The sequence below is a fragment of the Robiginitalea sp. genome, assembly GCF_982776155.1.
In genome coordinates, this window is record NZ_CEXZKX010000001.1 from 807,168 (window position 1) to 822,948 (window position 15,781).

Annotated in this window: 17 protein-coding genes; 11 read left to right on the forward strand and 6 right to left on the reverse strand. The window is 56.2% G+C overall.

Features of this window, described 5'->3' with window-relative positions; translation table 11 throughout:
* Nucleotide 1: 1 nt before the first annotated feature.
* Both AC3DKS_RS03440 and AC3DKS_RS03445 read left to right on the forward strand, forming a co-directional pair.
* Nucleotides 2-478 carry a low molecular weight protein-tyrosine-phosphatase gene (locus AC3DKS_RS03440; protein WP_015755182.1) on the forward strand — a complete coding sequence of 159 codons (477 nt, stop codon included), beginning with the start codon at nt 2-4 and terminating at the stop codon, nt 476-478.
* A complete protein-coding gene (locus tag AC3DKS_RS03445) occupies nt 462-1,187 on the forward strand; it encodes an SAM-dependent methyltransferase (protein ID WP_015755183.1) in 726 nt (241 codons plus the stop codon). Before AC3DKS_RS03440 ends, AC3DKS_RS03445 begins: the two co-directional genes overlap by 17 nt.
* A 12-nt stretch (nt 1,188-1,199) precedes the next feature.
* On the opposite strand, the gene AC3DKS_RS03450 is transcribed toward AC3DKS_RS03445, so the two are convergent.
* From AC3DKS_RS03450 to dapF, 4 genes are all read right to left on the reverse strand, one after another.
* Nucleotides 1,200-1,847, reverse strand: a complete 648-nt coding sequence (locus AC3DKS_RS03450; protein WP_041327237.1) for a lysozyme family protein — start codon at nt 1,845-1,847, stop codon at nt 1,200-1,202.
* A 151-nt stretch (nt 1,848-1,998) separates the two neighbouring features.
* Complete coding sequence (gene mltG / locus AC3DKS_RS03455; protein WP_015755185.1) at nt 1,999-3,042, reverse strand: endolytic transglycosylase MltG; 1,044 nt, start codon at nt 3,040-3,042, stop codon at nt 1,999-2,001.
* Nucleotides 3,032-3,562, reverse strand: a complete 531-nt coding sequence (locus tag AC3DKS_RS03460; protein WP_272607424.1) for a GNAT family N-acetyltransferase — start codon at nt 3,560-3,562, stop codon at nt 3,032-3,034. Before AC3DKS_RS03460 ends, mltG begins: the two co-directional genes overlap by 11 nt.
* Nucleotides 3,559-4,332 carry a diaminopimelate epimerase gene (dapF, locus tag AC3DKS_RS03465; protein WP_015755187.1) on the reverse strand — a complete coding sequence of 258 codons (774 nt, stop codon included), beginning with the start codon at nt 4,330-4,332 and terminating at the stop codon, nt 3,559-3,561. The genes AC3DKS_RS03460 and dapF overlap by 4 nt, the downstream gene beginning before the upstream one ends.
* Before the next feature lie 120 nt (nt 4,333-4,452).
* Between dapF and AC3DKS_RS03470 the strand changes: the two genes are divergently transcribed.
* The 5 genes from AC3DKS_RS03470 (at nt 4,453) to rplS (ending at nt 9,343) form a co-directional block, all read left to right on the forward strand.
* Nucleotides 4,453-5,844, forward strand: a complete 1,392-nt coding sequence (locus AC3DKS_RS03470) for a S1C family serine protease (RefSeq protein ID WP_015755188.1) — start codon at nt 4,453-4,455, stop codon at nt 5,842-5,844.
* A 122-nt stretch (nt 5,845-5,966) separates the two neighbouring features.
* Nucleotides 5,967-7,415, forward strand: a complete 1,449-nt coding sequence (locus AC3DKS_RS03475; RefSeq protein ID WP_015755189.1) for a glyceraldehyde-3-phosphate dehydrogenase — start codon at nt 5,967-5,969, stop codon at nt 7,413-7,415.
* A gap of 136 nt (nt 7,416-7,551) precedes the next feature.
* Nucleotides 7,552-8,163, forward strand: a complete 612-nt coding sequence (locus AC3DKS_RS03480; RefSeq protein ID WP_015755190.1) for a hypothetical protein — start codon at nt 7,552-7,554, stop codon at nt 8,161-8,163.
* A gap of 24 nt (nt 8,164-8,187) precedes the next feature.
* Nucleotides 8,188-8,877, forward strand: a complete 690-nt coding sequence (gene trmD / locus AC3DKS_RS03485; RefSeq protein ID WP_015755191.1) for a tRNA (guanosine(37)-N1)-methyltransferase TrmD — start codon at nt 8,188-8,190, stop codon at nt 8,875-8,877.
* A gap of 115 nt (nt 8,878-8,992) precedes the next feature.
* Nucleotides 8,993-9,343, forward strand: a complete 351-nt coding sequence (gene rplS / locus AC3DKS_RS03490) for a 50S ribosomal protein L19 (protein ID WP_015755192.1) — start codon at nt 8,993-8,995, stop codon at nt 9,341-9,343.
* Between the two features lie 121 nt (nt 9,344-9,464).
* Here the strand turns inward: rplS and rocD are convergent, their stop codons facing one another.
* On the reverse strand, nt 9,465-10,742 hold the full coding sequence (rocD, locus tag AC3DKS_RS03495) for an ornithine--oxo-acid transaminase (RefSeq protein ID WP_015755193.1): 1,278 nt from the start codon (nt 10,740-10,742) through the stop codon (nt 9,465-9,467).
* Between the two features lie 193 nt (nt 10,743-10,935).
* Between rocD and rlmD the strand changes: the two genes are divergently transcribed.
* The 3 genes from rlmD (at nt 10,936) to AC3DKS_RS03510 (ending at nt 13,694) form a co-directional block, all read left to right on the forward strand.
* On the forward strand, nt 10,936-12,354 hold the full coding sequence (rlmD, locus tag AC3DKS_RS03500; protein WP_272607425.1) for a 23S rRNA (uracil(1939)-C(5))-methyltransferase RlmD: 1,419 nt from the start codon (nt 10,936-10,938) through the stop codon (nt 12,352-12,354).
* A gap of 106 nt (nt 12,355-12,460) precedes the next feature.
* The gene (locus AC3DKS_RS03505; protein ID WP_272607426.1) at nt 12,461-12,937 is read left to right on the forward strand and encodes a DUF6452 family protein; all 477 of its coding nucleotides are present in this window, start codon (nt 12,461-12,463) and stop codon (nt 12,935-12,937) included.
* Entirely contained in the window at nt 12,918-13,694 is a 777-nt protein-coding gene (locus AC3DKS_RS03510) for a DUF6048 family protein (RefSeq protein ID WP_041327240.1), read from the forward strand. The genes AC3DKS_RS03505 and AC3DKS_RS03510 overlap by 20 nt, the downstream gene beginning before the upstream one ends.
* A 76-nt stretch (nt 13,695-13,770) precedes the next feature.
* Here AC3DKS_RS03510 and AC3DKS_RS03515 read toward each other — a convergent pair whose 3' ends face one another.
* On the reverse strand, nt 13,771-14,907 hold the full coding sequence (locus tag AC3DKS_RS03515; RefSeq protein ID WP_272607427.1) for a THUMP domain-containing class I SAM-dependent RNA methyltransferase: 1,137 nt from the start codon (nt 14,905-14,907) through the stop codon (nt 13,771-13,773).
* Between the two features lie 54 nt (nt 14,908-14,961).
* On the opposite strand from AC3DKS_RS03515, the gene AC3DKS_RS03520 reads away from it, so the two are divergent.
* On the forward strand, nt 14,962-15,666 hold the full coding sequence (locus AC3DKS_RS03520; RefSeq protein WP_272607429.1) for a ZIP family metal transporter: 705 nt from the start codon (nt 14,962-14,964) through the stop codon (nt 15,664-15,666).
* Nucleotides 15,667-15,781: the final 115 nt, after the last annotated feature.

Genomic DNA, 15,781 nt, shown 5'->3' on the forward strand with positions numbered 1-15,781 from the left:
TATGGCGACCCGAATCCTGATGGTCTGCCTGGGCAATATCTGCCGATCTCCCCTGGCCGAGGGGATTTTTGCATCCAAACTTGCCGGCGAAGACTATGTGGTGGATTCGGCAGGTACTGCCGGATACCATGTGGGCAATCCGCCCGATCCGCGTTCCATTGAGGTGGCGGCGCAATACGGAATCGACATCAGCCGACAGCGCTGCAGAAGGTTTTCGGTTTCCGATTTTGACAATTTTGACTATATTTTCGCCATGGATCTTGAGAACCAGGCCAATATTCTGAGCCTGGCCCGGAACGAACGGGACCGCGCCAAAGTGTCCCTGTTGCTGGAGGCCGGCGGCAAAGGCCGGCGGGAAGTCCCGGACCCGTATTACGGCGGGGCTGACGGCTTTGAACAGGTCTACCGGATGATCGATACGGCCTGCGATTACATCCTCGCAGAATATATAGGCAAACCCGATGGAAAAAAATCCTGATACTTACGGGAAACTCTACCTGATCCCCTCCCTTTTGGGCGATAACGAACCGCTGGGCGTATTACCATTGACCGTAAAGCAAACCGTGGAACAACTCTCGCATTTCATCGTGGAAAATGAGCGGACGGCCCGGAGGTTCATCAAAAAAATTACCCCGCGGAAATCGCAGCCTTCACTCGTATTGTTCCCGCTGAACAAATACACAGAAGCCGCAGCCATCCCGGAATACCTGGCGCCCTGCCTGGAGGGAATTTCGGTAGGTGTCCTCTCAGAGGCGGGCTGCCCGGCCATAGCCGATCCGGGTTCGGATATCGTAGCCCTGGCCCATGCCCGGGGCATCCGGGTAGTGCCGCTGGTTGGCCCTTCCTCCATCTTCCTGGCCCTGATGGCCAGTGGGTTAAACGGCCAGAATTTTGCCTTTAACGGCTACCTGCCCATCGAAACGTCCGAAAGGAAAAAGGTGCTGAAAACGCTCGAAAAGCGATCCGGGGAATTCGGTCAGTCCCAATTTTTTATGGAAACCCCCTACAGGAATGAAAAGCTGTTGGCGGAGCTGGTCCGGACACTTCGAAAGGAAACGCTGCTCTGTATCGCGGCAGACCTGACCCTGGAATCCGAATATATCCAGACCCGGACCGTCGGGGATTGGGCAAATCACCTGCCCGACCTCAACAAGCGTCCGGCCATTTTTGGCATCCAGTCAAAATAGTCCGGGGAAGGGCTAAAAATCTACTTTGGGGTTTTTCTCGGGAAGGATTCCCGACATGTCGTACCCCCTGAATTTACGGAGGTAATTGGTAATACTCGTCCCGTAGGCATCTACCGCCTCATAGGAGCCCCCGCTGCGCAGGTACTTTTTCACATTGCCCGCTCCGGCCAGGTGGGCAGCCGCCAGGATACCGGATTCCGTAACCTCCACCCCGTTGATCCTTTTGCCTGCAAATCGGGGGATATCCCGTCGCAGGATCCATTTGTTCCGCGCCAGGTTTGTGGCAAACGCTTTCTCCTGTAATTCCGGGTTGCTTAAAAAAGTGGCGGCATTGTATACCCCCATCAACTGCAGGGTGCCTATTCCGAATTGATATTTCCCGAGGTAGCCCAGCGTATTCGTAGTGAAATAATCGCCGCCGGATTCCTTAAAGGCCAAGGCCTCCCGGAAACCGATATAACTGCTTCCGGGAAAAGGGATCCCGCCCGGCCTGCGTTGAGCCCGGAATTCCATCTCCGGCACGGGTTGCAATTGGGGGAGCGAATCTGTGGCGATCAGGGATTCGGGGACCCGGACATTGTCGAGTGGTGAATCCGCATCAAAACTCGCCAAAACAAAGATCATGACAAGAGGAATCAGGAAACCTATCCACCTTTTCATATATGTGCTTTCTTAAGACTGATGGAATCCGCCGGGGATTCCCGCTTAAATTTCTCAAGGCAAAGATACGGCCGGCTGCACAGGGAAAACCCAAGATTTTCATAAAATGGCCGTTTTTATGGTTAAATGGTGTGAAAATCCCGGGGAATGGTTACCGGCGGATATTCATCGAGTTTATCCACCGGATATACTGCTCTTTATTTCGGTTATGTTGCGATAGCGTCTCCGCAAACTGGTGATAACCAAAGTTTTCGGTGTCCGCAACCATATAGAGGTAGTTGTGGGACTCCGGGTTGAGCACGGCCTCAATGGCCGAAATATCCGGCATGAAAATAGGCCCGGGCGGTATCCCCCCGTACTTGTAGGTGTTGTACGGGGAATCCAGCTCCAGGTCGCGGTAGAGGACGCGTTTGATAATGGTGTCGTAATTCCCGGTTTCCCGCTTGATTGCGTAAATCACCGTCGGGTCGGCTTGCAGGGCCATATTCCTTCTGAGGCGGTTCAGGTAAAGCCCGGCCACCCGGGGGCGTTCGTCGGGTTTGGCGGTTTCCTTATGTACAATCGACGCCAGGGCGATCACTTCTTCAGGTTCCAGTCCAACCTCCGCAGCCTTTTCCCGGCGCGCCTCATTCCAGAACCGATTGTACTCCTCCAGCATCCGCTCCCGGAATTCCAGGGCGTCGGTATCCCAGAAAAATTCGTAGCTGTTGGGGATGTAAGGCACCAGGGCCTGGTCCCGGGTCCATCCGTGCTGTGCCAGGAATGCCGTATCGGTAAATGCTTCCAGCAGGGAGGCGGAATCCGCCTCAATCTGCCCGGCTATCCGGCCGGCCAGGGACGCGGGCCGCTCCTGGTTGTTGAAGGATACCTGTACGGGTGTATTTGCCGAACGAAGCGAATTGATGATTTCGTTGTTGTTCATCCCGCGCCGGATGGGGTACCTGCCGGCCCGTACATTGGAGGTGTATTTTTTACGGCGGGCTACCGCATCGAACGTTTCAAGGTCCCTGAGCAATGGTTCCAGGCGCAAACGCACGGAATCATACGGCGCCCCGGTGCGTATATAGACATAGGCCACCTCGTTTTCAAAAGCCGTATTCGGCACAAATAGTGCCCGGTAGATCAGGTAGGCAAAGGCCCCGGCGACGATCAGGCCGCCCAGCAAAACGAAAAGCAAAATCTTTTTACGATACATCCGGATGGAATTTTTGGAGGAAAACTTCGTCCCGGAAACCTTTGGCCGTCCGGGTCCAGTCTACCCGGACCCCGGTTTCCCGGAAACCGGCCTTTTTAAATACCCTGAGGCTCGCAGCATTGTCCGCCCCGACCCCTGCGTAAATCTGGTGCAGGCCCAGGACGCGGAACCCGTACTCGCAGACCAGGCGGATGGCTTCTTCGCCATATCCCTTGTTGCGGGAGGCATCCTCGGAAATAACGATCCCCAGACCAGCGCGCAAGTGGCGGGGATCAAAATCAAACAGGTCGATCAGGCCAATGCAGCGATGGTCCTGCCGGCAAATTGCCAGGCGCAGTTGCTTGGCCTCATAGATATCCCGGTGGGCAACTTCGAGATATTGCCGGAGTATCTTTTTTGAATACGGGGTCAGCGTGCCACTGATCTCCCAGATTTCCGGGTCGTTCTCAAGGGCGTACAGGAATTCGAGGTCTTCCGGTTCCAGGGCCCGCAAACGGATATTTTCACCTTCCAGTTTCACGACAGGGTTCCTTTAAATACCATCCGGGCCGGACCTGTCAGCCAGATATCCGTATAGGCACCGGCGTCCTTGCGGAAAGCAACTTCCAGGTCGCCCCCGCGCGTGCGGATCCGCGTAGGTTGCTCCGGGTGTTTCCCCTGGGCCTCCATCGCAATGGCCGCGGCCGTAACCCCCGTGCCGCAGGAGTAGGTTTCCGCCTCCACCCCGCGTTCGTAGGTGCGTACATGCAGGACCCCGTCAGGCTGCAGTTCCACAAAATTGATATTGCTGCCCGGCTCCCCGTACAAACTGTAACGCAGGCGCTTCCCCTCCCGATCCACGTCATAAGCCTCCAGGCCGGACACTTCCTGGACGTGGTGGGGCGAACCCGTGTTGAGGAAGCTATAGTTTTTTTTGTGCCGGATCTCCCCCACATCTGCCATACGGAGGGACACGGATTCCCCGCTGATCCGGGCCTCGTGCAGGCCGTCCGATGCGACGAAACGACAGGTGTCGCCTACGATCCCCAGGAATTTTGCAAAAGCCGTAATACAGCGGCCCCCATTGCCGCACATGCTCCCGGGCCTGCCGTCCGAATTAAAATATACCATGCGGAAGTCCGCGCCCGGATCGTTTTCTAGCAGGATCAACCCGTCGGCCCCGATTCCGAAACGACGGTGGCAGAGATTGGCGATGTGGGAGGAGTCATTCCCGGGAAACCCGCCCAGGCGGTTGTCGATCAGGATAAAGTCGTTTCCGGTTGCCTGGTATTTATAAAAAAGCTGTTCCATGGCATATATCTCGGGCACAAATATACGTTTTAATCAGGGCCTCGCGCCCGTTAAAATGTCGTTAAAGCAAAACAATTCGGCAATTAATCCATTAATTTTATAGTGTTAAAATCATTGTGTATGAAGCGTATCGCCGGACTTTTTTTTATCGCTATTGCCGCAGGGGCAACTACCCTTGGGGCGTATAAGTTATTTTTCGAACCCCGTGCGACCACCTACCTGACCGAAAACGACTCGATGCCGGTATTCCACACGGCCGGCACCCCGGCCTATTCCGCAGGTGCCGGGATTGACGAAGCCGATTTCACCCTGGCTGCCGAGAATACGGTAAACGCCGTGGTACACGTCAAGAATGTCACCCTGAGCCGCGGGAGTGGCAGCCTGCTGGAATTCCTCTACGGGTATGAAGAACGGGCCCGCCCGCAGGTGGGGACGGGATCCGGGGTAATCATCTCCCCGGACGGGCATATCGTGACCAACAACCATGTGATTTCCCGGGCCAACCAGCTGACAGTCACCTTGAACAACAACCGGACCTATGACGCCACAGTCATCGGCACGGACCCGAATACGGATATCGCCCTGATCAAGATAGAACCCGAGCGCCCCCTCCCCTATCTCGCTTTCGGGGATTCAGACAATGTGCGCATCGGGGAATGGGTCCTGGCGGTGGGAAATCCGTTTAATCTGACATCGACGGTAACGGCGGGAATCGTGAGCGCCAAGGCGCGCGACCTGGGCAGGAACCAGTCGTTTATTCAAACCGATGCGGCCGTCAACCCCGGGAATAGCGGGGGAGCCCTGGTCAATACCAACGGCGACCTGATTGGCATCAATACGGCCATCACCTCCCAGACGGGTTCCTACATCGGCTATTCCTTTGCCGTCCCCAGCAACATCGCGCGGAAAATCGTGGAGGATCTGTTGGAATACGGCGACGTACAAAAAGGGGTCATCGGTATCGAATCTCCCCGCCTGAACACCCGGTACGCGGTGGAAAACGGCATTGATGAAATCGACGGCGTCTTTGTGGACGGGGTGGAAGAAGGTTCCGGAGCGGAAGAGGCCGGCCTGGAACGGGGCGACATTATCCGGAGGGTCGACGATATCCGCGTGCGGCGGATGGCAGACCTCACCGGCTATATCTCCACGAAACGCCCGGGGGACGAAGTCCGGGTGGTCCTGGAACGGGATGGGGAAGAACTGGCTGTCCCCGTGGAAATCCGGGAACGGCAGACCACCGTCGTGCCGCGAATGGGGGTTAAGGTCAAAAACCTTACAGATGCGGAAAAAGAACGTTACGGAACCGAAGTGGGCGTCAAAATCGTAGGGGTCCCCGAAACCTACCGGAGGTACGACCTGGAGGGCAAGATCATATTGGCTGTAGACGATGACGAGATCCGGGATATCGAAGACGCCCGGAACCTCTTTGCCAAGATTTCCCGCTATGGGAATACGAGTATCACCCTGCTGGATGAGAACGGCCAAAAAGAACGGATCATCTTTCAGTAATATTGCGAATAATATAATTCAACCCGCCAAATCCGGCGGGTTTTTTGATAATTGTGATTTTACTAGGGGAAATTATCTGAAATCCATAATTTTATCCCCATAAACACTTGACAACCTTTCCTATGAACCAGAGCTCCTACGAAAAGGAATTGGCCTTTCAGGCAGACCGCCGGAAAGCCACCACGGAATTCATCAAGATTATCAGTGACCTGTGGTACGATAAGGCAATCGAAGTGGTGTTGTTTAAAAACCAGATCATCGACCGCAATGTCAGCGAGATCATCAACCTGCACGAGTACGCGGGACAGTTTGTGCAAAAGCCTATTTCTATCTTCGATTCCGTGGAGTTGCTCCGCGCCATCAGCGACCTGGACCTCCCCCCTTCCAAGCTGGACATCGGCAAACTCACCTTTGAATTTCATTCCGAGGACAACAACCGCTACCACGACGCCAAGTCGTTTATTATCGACAAACTCAAGGATGCCCGCCACTATCCGGAAATAGCCCCCAAGGACGTTATCCTCTATGGGTTCGGACGGATCGGCAGGTTGCTGGCCCGGGAACTGATGGCCAAAACCGGCAAGGGCAACCAGCTCAGGCTCCGGGCCATCGTCACCCGGGGGGAAGTGGATGAAACCACCCTGGAGAAACGGGCGATGCTCATGCGAACCGACTCCGTCCACGGGCCGTTTTCCGGGACAGTGGAGCCCGATATCGCCAATAAAGCACTCATCGTGAACGGCACGACCGTCCACATGATTTCCGCCTCCGACCCGTCGGGTATCGATTACACGAAATACGATATTCGCGACGCCCTGGTCATAGACAATACAGGCGCCTTCCGGGACGAGGCCTCCCTGGGCCAGCACCTGGGGTCCAAAGGGGTGGCAAAGGTATTGCTCACCGCCCCGGGCAAGGACATCCCCAACATTGTCCACGGGGTGAACCACCGGGAATTTGACCCGGAGCAGGTACATATATATTCTGCTGCATCCTGCACCACGAATGCCATTACTCCTATCCTGAAGGTGGTGGAGGACTCGCTGGGGATCCGAAAAGGACACCTGGAAACCATCCACGCCTACACCAACGACCAGAACCTGGTGGATAATATCCACGGGAAATACCGGCGAGGGCGGGCCGCCGCCCTGAATATGGTCATTACCGAAACGGGAGCCGGCAAGGCGGTTGCCAAGGCATTGCCCGCCCTGGAAGGCAAACTTACCTCCAACGCCATCCGCGTTCCGGTCCCGAATGGTTCCCTGGCCATCCTGAACCTGGAATTAAAAAACAAAACCAGCCTGGATAGCCTCAACACGATCCTCAAGAAATACGCCCTGGAAGGCGACCTGGTGGAACAGATCAAATTCAGCCTGAGCAATGAGCTTGTTTCCTCCGATATAATCGGTTCATCGGCTCCTGCGGTTTACGACAGCCGGGCCACGATTGTCTCGGGGGGCGGAAAAAACATCATCCTCTATGTTTGGTACGACAATGAATATGGCTATGCGCACCAGGTAATCCGGCTGGCCAAATACATTGCCAAGGTCCGCAGGTATACCTACTATTGAAGCGCCTAGGAGGTTCTGGCTCAGGGGCCTGTTCCACTTTGAGGACGGTTCTTATTGCGGCAGGTGTTTTCCAATTTCATTTTATTGGAGTACTTTAGCCCCACCTTGAATCACGATAACCCTACAACACGCTAAAATGAAGTTTATACGATTTTGGACCTTGCTCAGCGCCCTGATGACCGCACCCCTGCTGGTTGCCCAGGACAGTGAGGAACCTTCCCTGGACGGGGGAACTATTGAGAGCCAATTCGAATATATATTCAAGCGCTCCGGAAATTACAATGCAGAAGGCCGGCGGTACGAAGTGGTCCGGGCCATCGAGCTCGACAAACTCAGGGGGAATGTCCTCGACAGCCTGAGCGCTGCCCGGGCAGAGGCCAGCCAGCTGAATTCCACGATAGCCGGGCAGGAAACCACCATCGAAAACCTCAATAGCAAACTGGAGGAAACCAGCCAGGAACTCGCAGCCGTCACCGAGGAAAAAGACAGTATGTCCTTCTTTGGCGCCCTGGTTTCCAAAGCCACTTACAATATCATTCTCTGGACCATTATCATCGGGCTGTTGCTGCTCCTGTTGCTGTTCATCTACCGGTTCCGCCGAAGCAACGTGCTCACCCAGGAAGCCAAAACAAAACTGGCGGACCTTGAGAACGAATACGAGGACCACCGCAGGCGGGCACTGGAGCGCGAACAGCGTATCAGCCGCCAGCTGCAGGACGAGATCAACAAGTACAAAAAATCCAAATAAGCCGGGCAACCCCGGTTGCAGGCCATGCGCATCGATATCGTCACCGTCCTCCCGGAATTGCTCCGGAGCCCATTTGACGCCTCCATCCTCAAGCGGGCCATCGATAGCGGCCTGGTATCGGTTCACCTGCACAACCTCCGCGACTACGCCACCAACGCTTATAAACAGGTAGACGACTATCCCTTCGGGGGTGGGGCGGGCATGGTCCTGATGGCCGAACCCATCGACCGGTGTTTTTCCGAGCTTACCGCCCAGCGGGAATACGACGAAATTATTTACATGACGCCCGATGGGGAAACCCTCCGCCAGCCGGCCGTCAACGCGCTCTCCCTGAAAAAGAACCTGTTGATCCTCTGCGGGCATTATAAAGGGGTGGACCAACGGATCCGGGATCTGTGGATTACCCGGGAAATATCCATTGGCGATTACGTCCTCTCCGGAGGCGAACTGGGCGCAGCCGTACTCTGCGACGCCATCATCCGCCTGTTGCCGGGGGTTCTCGGGGACGAGACTTCCGCCCTGACGGACACCTTCCAGGATAACCTGCTCGCACCGCCCATATATACGCGGCCCCGGGAATTTCGCGGCTTGTCCGTGCCGGAAGTGCTCACCAGCGGGCACAGCGGCAAAATCGAGGCCTGGCGGGAAGAACAGGCGCACCTGCGCACCCGGGAACGTCGGCCCGACTTGCTCGACCCCGGGGAGGACCACTAAATTTGCGCGATTTTCTTGCCAGTTGGGATTTATCGATTATTTTTGCACACGATTTCAGGTCAACCTCTGACGAGGTACGTGCATGTTGGCCCGAACAGAACAGTAAAGCAATACCATGGAATCTTTAGTAAGCTTTGTCGAAAACGAATTTGTGGCCCGGAAGGAATTCCCGAAATTTTCCGCCGGCGACACGATCACCGTATACTACGAAATTAAGGAAGGTGAAAAAACGCGTACCCAGTTTTTCCGGGGCGTCGTTATCCAGCGCCGCGGCAGCGGGGCAACGGAGACCTTTACCATCCGCAAGATGAGCGGCACGGTTGGCGTTGAGCGGATCTTCCCGATCAATATGCCTGCCCTGCAAAAAATCGAAATCAACAAACGCGGGAAAGTTCGCCGGGCGCGGATTTTCTACTTCCGCGGACTTACCGGGAAAAAAGCCCGGATCAAAGAAGTACGTTCCTGATACATATCATCAGCAAAGCAAAGAAATAGCCCCGGGAAACCGGGGCTTTTTTTATGGCCTCATTTTTACACATCCCTCCCGTTTTCACGGCCTAGCGCGCATTTTGGCCGTGGCAGCCAGTTTATGATTGCTGATATTCCAGCAGGGTTTTCCGGATGATCGACAGGCAATCCAGCAACTCCTCCTCGGTCATGACCAAAGGCGGTGCAAACCGGATGATGTTCCCGTGGGTGGGCTTGGCCAGCAAGCCGTTTTCTTTCAGGGCGAGGCAAATTTCCCAGGCGGTGGAGCTATCCTCGGAATCGTCAATGACGATGGCATTCAGCAGGCCCTTGCCGCGAACGAGCCGCACCAGGTCCGTATCGTCGATAATTTCCTGCATCTTTTCGCGGAAGAGGCGGCCCAGGGCATCGGCCTTTTCGGCCAGCCGTTCCTCGGCTACAACTTCCAGGGCCGCGGTTGCCACTGCACATGCCAGCGGATTCCCCCCGAATGTGGATCCGTGGTTGCCCGGACGGATGACTTCCATCACCGGGTCGTTGGCCAGGACAGCGGAAACGGGAAGCACCCCGCCGGAGATCGCCTTGCCGAGAATCAGGACGTCGGGTTTGACATCCGGGGTCCCGCTGCAGTTCTTCTCCGGACAGTCGCAATTCCCGCAACTGGCCAGCAGGCGCCCTGTGCGGGCGATCCCGGTCTGGACTTCATCCGCCATGAGCAGGACATTGTGCTCCTTGCAAATGGCATGCGCCTTTTGGAGGTAATCCGCATCGGGAACATTCACCCCGGCCTCCCCCTGAATGGGTTCCACCAGGAAAGCAGCTACGTCCGGCCCCATGGCAGCTTCCAGCGCTTCCAGGTCGTTGTACGGGATCGGGACGATACCCGGGGTAAACGGCCCGAAATGCTCGGTGGCCACCGGGTCATTGGATGCGGAAATAATCGTGATGGTCCGGCCGTGGAAGTTGTTCAGGCAGACGATGACCTTGGCCCTTCCATCCGGAATTCCCTTTTTCTCATATCCCCATTTCCTGCCGAGTTTGATAGCTGTCTCCACGGCTTCCGCCCCGGTATTCATGGGCAGAACCTTATCGTACCCGAAGAATTCGCACAGATATTTCTCGTACTCGCCCAGCCGGTCGTTGTAAAAAGCCCTTGAGGTGAGGGTGAGTTTTTGCGCCTGCTCCGTGAGCGCCCCGATAATTTTCGGGTGGCAGTGCCCCTGGTTTACCGCCGAATAGGCCGATAAAAAATCGTAATATTTTTGGCCGTCTACGTCCCAGACGTAAACCCCTTCGCCCCTGCTGAGCACTACGGGCAGCGGATGGTAGTTATGCGCCCCGTACTGCGCTTCCAGGGCAATAGCCTTGTCCGATTGTCGCTTTTCAATTACAGACATTTCCCAAAGTTTTTTAAATAGACAAACACCATTCCTTCTTAGTGGAGAGAAATCATCCGGAAAGCGCCTTAAAGGTAGGAAATTGCCCCTGAGGAACCAAAAATGCGCCGCCGGGAACAACCGCTACTTCGGGCAGGTGCCCCAGGAGATTCTCGCTATGGCTGCAAGCAGAAAACAACGTATTTTTGCCCCCATGGCAAGAGGCAGGAAGCATCCATTTTTTGAAAAAATCGAAGTGACCGGTACCGCGGCAAAGGGTAAAGCGGTGGGCAGGGCCCCGGATGGCCGGGTGGTCTTTATTTCCGGAGCCGTCCCGGGGGATACCGTTTCGGTCCAGGTGTTCAAAAAGCGCAAGGGACACTACGAGGGCCGGGTAACAGAGATCCTGAATCCCTCCCCCGAACGCATTCAACCCCGCTGTGTCCATTTTGGCACCTGCGGGGGTTGCAAATGGCAACATATGGACTACGCCGCCCAACTCCGCTTTAAACAGGATGAAGTGGTTCAGAACCTGGTGCGTATCGGGAAGCTCGACCTTCCGGATATAGCCCCTATCCTCCCGGCCCCGGAAACCTATTACTACCGGAACAAAATGGAATTCTCCTTTTCGGATAACCGGTGGCTGGAACCCGGGGAAATCGCCTCCGGGGAACCGGTGGCAAGCCGGAACGCCCTGGGCTTGCATATCCCGGGGATGTGGGATAAAATCCTGGACCTGCAAGAATGCCACCTGCAGGCCGATCCGTCGAATGCTATCCGCCTGGCCGTCCGCGAGTATGCGGAATCTCACGGACTCGCCTTTTTTGACACCCGCAAACAGGAAGGCTTGTTGCGCAGCCTGATGCTTCGCAATACCGCATCGGGCCAGGTGATGGTGCTTATCCAGTTCTACCAGGACGACGCCAGCGCCCGGGAAGGCCTGCTGGACTTCCTGCTGGATCGTTTCCCGCAAATCACCTCCCTGTTTTATACCATCAACCGCAAAGGGAACGATACGCTGTACGACCTGGACCTGATTTGCTACCACGGCACCCCTTATATCACAGAGGAGATGGAGGGGCTGGCCTTCAGGATCACCCCGAAATCGTTTTATCAGACCAATTCCCGTCAGGCATATGCGCTTTACAAAAAAGTACGGGAACTGGCGGGCCTCACCGGAAAAGAGCGGGTTTATGACCTGTATACCGGCCTGGGCACCATCGCCCAGTTTGTGGCCCGACAGGCCCGGGAGGTTATCGGGATTGAAGCCGTTGCCGATGCCATTGAGGCCGCCCGGGTAAATGCGGCCGAAAACGGCATCTCAAACACCCGGTTTTTTGCCGGGGATATGAAGGAACTCTTCACCTCGGAATTCCTGGAAACCCACGGCAGGCCGGATGTGGTGATCACGGACCCGCCCCGGGACGGAATGCACAAGGATGTCGTGGCCCAATTGCTGGAAATCCTGCCTGAGCGGATAGTCTATGTGAGTTGCAACAGCGCTACCCAGGCCCGCGACCTGGCCCTTATGCGGGATGCCTACCGGGTTGCACACGTTCAGCCTGTTGATATGTTCCCGCAGACGCATCACGTGGAAAATATCGTACTTTTAGAGCGCCGCAGCCATGAATAGCCCCCTGCACATGCCAAGAGCCATACAGCTTTACCTAAAAATTGTCCGTTCCGCAAGAAGCATGCGGTTTGCCCGGCGCCATCCTGTTTTTTTATCGCTTTCCGCTATGCTCCTGGCTACCGGTTTCAGCGGGTGCGAAAAGGACGATATTTGCGTGGACGGGGATACCCCCCTGCTCGTTGTTAATTTCTACGATTCGGAAGATCCCTCTTCCGCTAAAAACGTCACCAGCCTGCGGGTGATCGGCATTGGCAATGGGGACCCGGTGGGAACGTTTACCGACCGGTCCAACAGGGATTCCATCCAGTTGCCGCTGCGGGCGGATGCCCCGCGCACCGGGTTTGTCCTGATCCGGGATTCCGCCAGCGATTCGGAAGGGGTGGAAACAGGGAACCAGGATACGCTGTATTTCGATTACGAGATCACGGAGGATTTTATTTCCCGGGCCTGCGGCTTTGTCCCCAATTTCGAAAACCTCCAGGCCGGGATACAGGACGACCTCTCCATCTGGATCGACAGTGTCCGGGTCGTCAACCCCACCGTAGAATCAATCCAGACCACCCATGTTGCGATTTACCACTAGCCTGATATTGATCCTGGCGGTTGCCGGTCTGACGCAAGTGCAGGGCCAGCAAGCCGACAGTCTGTCTGCCCGGGGGCCCGCCCCGGCCGATGCCTACGGGATCCGGTTGGGTGCCGACCTGAGTCGCCTGCTGATTACGGGCCTCAATGAGGATTACCAGGGGTTTGAACTGGTGGGCGACTACCGCATATCCGAAAAATTCTACCTCGCTGCAGAGCTCGGGAATGAATCGCGGCGAGTGAACGAATTGCTCGACAATGAAAACGACGTAAACATCCAGTCGCTCTACGATATCACCAGCAGGGGCAGTTACCTGAAGGCCGGGCTCGACTACAATACCTATACCAACTGGTACGGGATGAACAACCAGATCATTGTGGGGGCGCGGGCGGCCTTCAGCAGTTTCCGCACCGACCTGGATTCCTATTCCTACTTCAATTCCAACCGCTACTGGAACCCGGACGGATTCCAGCCGGGCCCGGATGCACCGGTGGAACTGGACGGGCTGAGTGCGGCGTGGATTGAATTGTTGCTGGGGGTGAAGGCGGAATTATTTGCCAACATCTACATGGGGGCTTCCGTCCGCCTCGGGATGCTCGTGAGCCGTACCGAATCGGACCGGATGCCGCACCTTTGGATCCCCGGGTTTAACCGCGTTACCGACGGAAGCAGTTTCGGGGTGGGCTTTAACTACACCATCAGCTACTTTTTGCCGCTTTACCGCAAGGCGCGGGAAAACCCCACACAGGACGATTAATCCGGATACCCGGCTGGGTTGCCCGGCTTTTTCTCCAATGCTCCCGCCGAAGCGATCGCAACCGGTGCGGGAATCCTTACTGGTACTTGGCTTTTCTACTTCCTTCGTAAATCTCAAACAGGGCCAGACGCGACTCGATGCCCCCGTTGAACAGCTTGATTTTCCGGGAAGTGCGCAAACCGACGGATTTTAGGATTTCCGGATCCCCTACCAGCAACCAGGCCCGGGTATTTGGATAATGGCGTTTGAGGGTATCCCCCAGGTTGCCGTAAAAAGTTTCCCGGTCTACCGGCAGGCGTTCCCCGTATGGCGGATTGGTGGCCAGGTGCAGGGGGCCCCTGGTGGATTTGGAGGTTTTGAAGAAATCCGCCTGTTCCAGGGTGATAAAAGCATCCAGGTTCGCATTGCGAATATTCTCCTGCGCCTTGCGGACAGCAGAAGGAGCCTTGTCGTACCCGCTAATGCCATACCGGAAATCCCGTGTCCGGTTCAGGCAGGCATCGTAAATGGTCCGGAACAGCTCGGGATCGTAATCCTTCCATCTCTGAAACCCGAAGGCCTCCCGGTTGATGTTTGGCGGAATGTTGCAGGCAATCATGGCGGCTTCGATCAGCAGCGTGCCGCTGCCGCACATCGGATCGAGGAAATCGGAGTGTCCGCGCCAGCCGCTGAGCAACAGCATCCCCGCGGCCAGCACCTCATTGAGGGGCGCTTTGTTGGTCTCCGTCCGGTACCCCCTGAGGTGGAGCGAACTCCCGGAGCTATCCAGGGACAGGTGGGCTGTATTGCCCTGGATATGCAGGTGAATCCGCACATCCGGGTCTTTTACGGAGACGCTGGGGCGGGCGCCGGTACTGGACCGGAACTGGTCGGCAATGGCATCTTTGGCTTTCTGGGATACAAAAAGCGAGTGGGCAAACAGGTCGCTGGCCAGGACCGTATCCACTACAAAGGTCATCCGCGGGTCCAGGTAGCGGGACCAATCGACCTCCTGGATTTTACCATACAGGTCCTCGGCACGACGCAACCTGAAATCCGAAACCGGGACCAAAATACGCAGGGCGGTCCTGAGGCTTAGGTTCGCCTTGTACATAAACCCCGCATCCCCGTCAAAAAATACGCATCGCACACCCGTTTTCACATTCCCTCCCCCCAGGGACCGAAGTTCCCCGGCCAGGACGTCTTCCAGCCCATATAGGGTTTTAGCAAGCATTCTGAAGTTATCTGCCATCGCGCGGTGTTGAAACTTCAAAAATACATTAATTTTATGGGCTCAAAACCAACGGAACCCATCGCAACAACCCCCTGGCACCTGATACTCCCAGCACTGGCCGTACTGCTGAGCTTCCTGTTCCTGGTGGCCAGGCGGAAACGGCAGGCCGGGCGGCAGGGGCTCCTGCTGGCTTTCAGCGGGGCCTTCCTACTGGGCATTACCCTGTTGGAACTCATCCCCGAAGCATATAATTCAGGTAATCCGCGGCTTACAGGCGTTTTCGTCGGAGTGGGCATCCTGCTGCAGATTGTCCTCGAGTTTTTGTCCCGCGGGGCGGAACACGGTCATGTCCACACGCAGACAGGTGGAAAATTCCCGCTACTCCTGCTCCTCGGGCTCAGCCTTCATGCGCTGTTGGAGGGGGTTCCCCTGGAAAACAACCGCGAATTCCTGCTGGCAATCGTAATACATAAGATCCCTGTCGCCCTGATATTGGGGGGCTTCCTACTGCGCTCGGGTTTGTCTGCAGGGGCCGCATGGACATTTATGGTCCTCTTTGCGGCCATGACGCCACTCGGCGCACTGGCCGGGCGCATCCCGGTGCTTGAGCACGGCCATCCCTATGTCCTGGGGCTGGTCATCGGCGTGCTCCTGCACGTGTCTACCGTGATCCTCTTCGAAAGCTCGGAAGGACATTCTTTCAACCTCCGAAAGCTGACGGCAATCGTGCTCGGGATGGTACTGGCATATTTGGCCTGACAACCGGCTACGATGCGATTCCGGCCCCGATGCGATTCCGGCTACGAGGCGATTCCGGCCCCGAGGCGGTTTTGGGCCGGCGCTCCCTGTTGATCTGCAGGTGCGCCCCAAACCC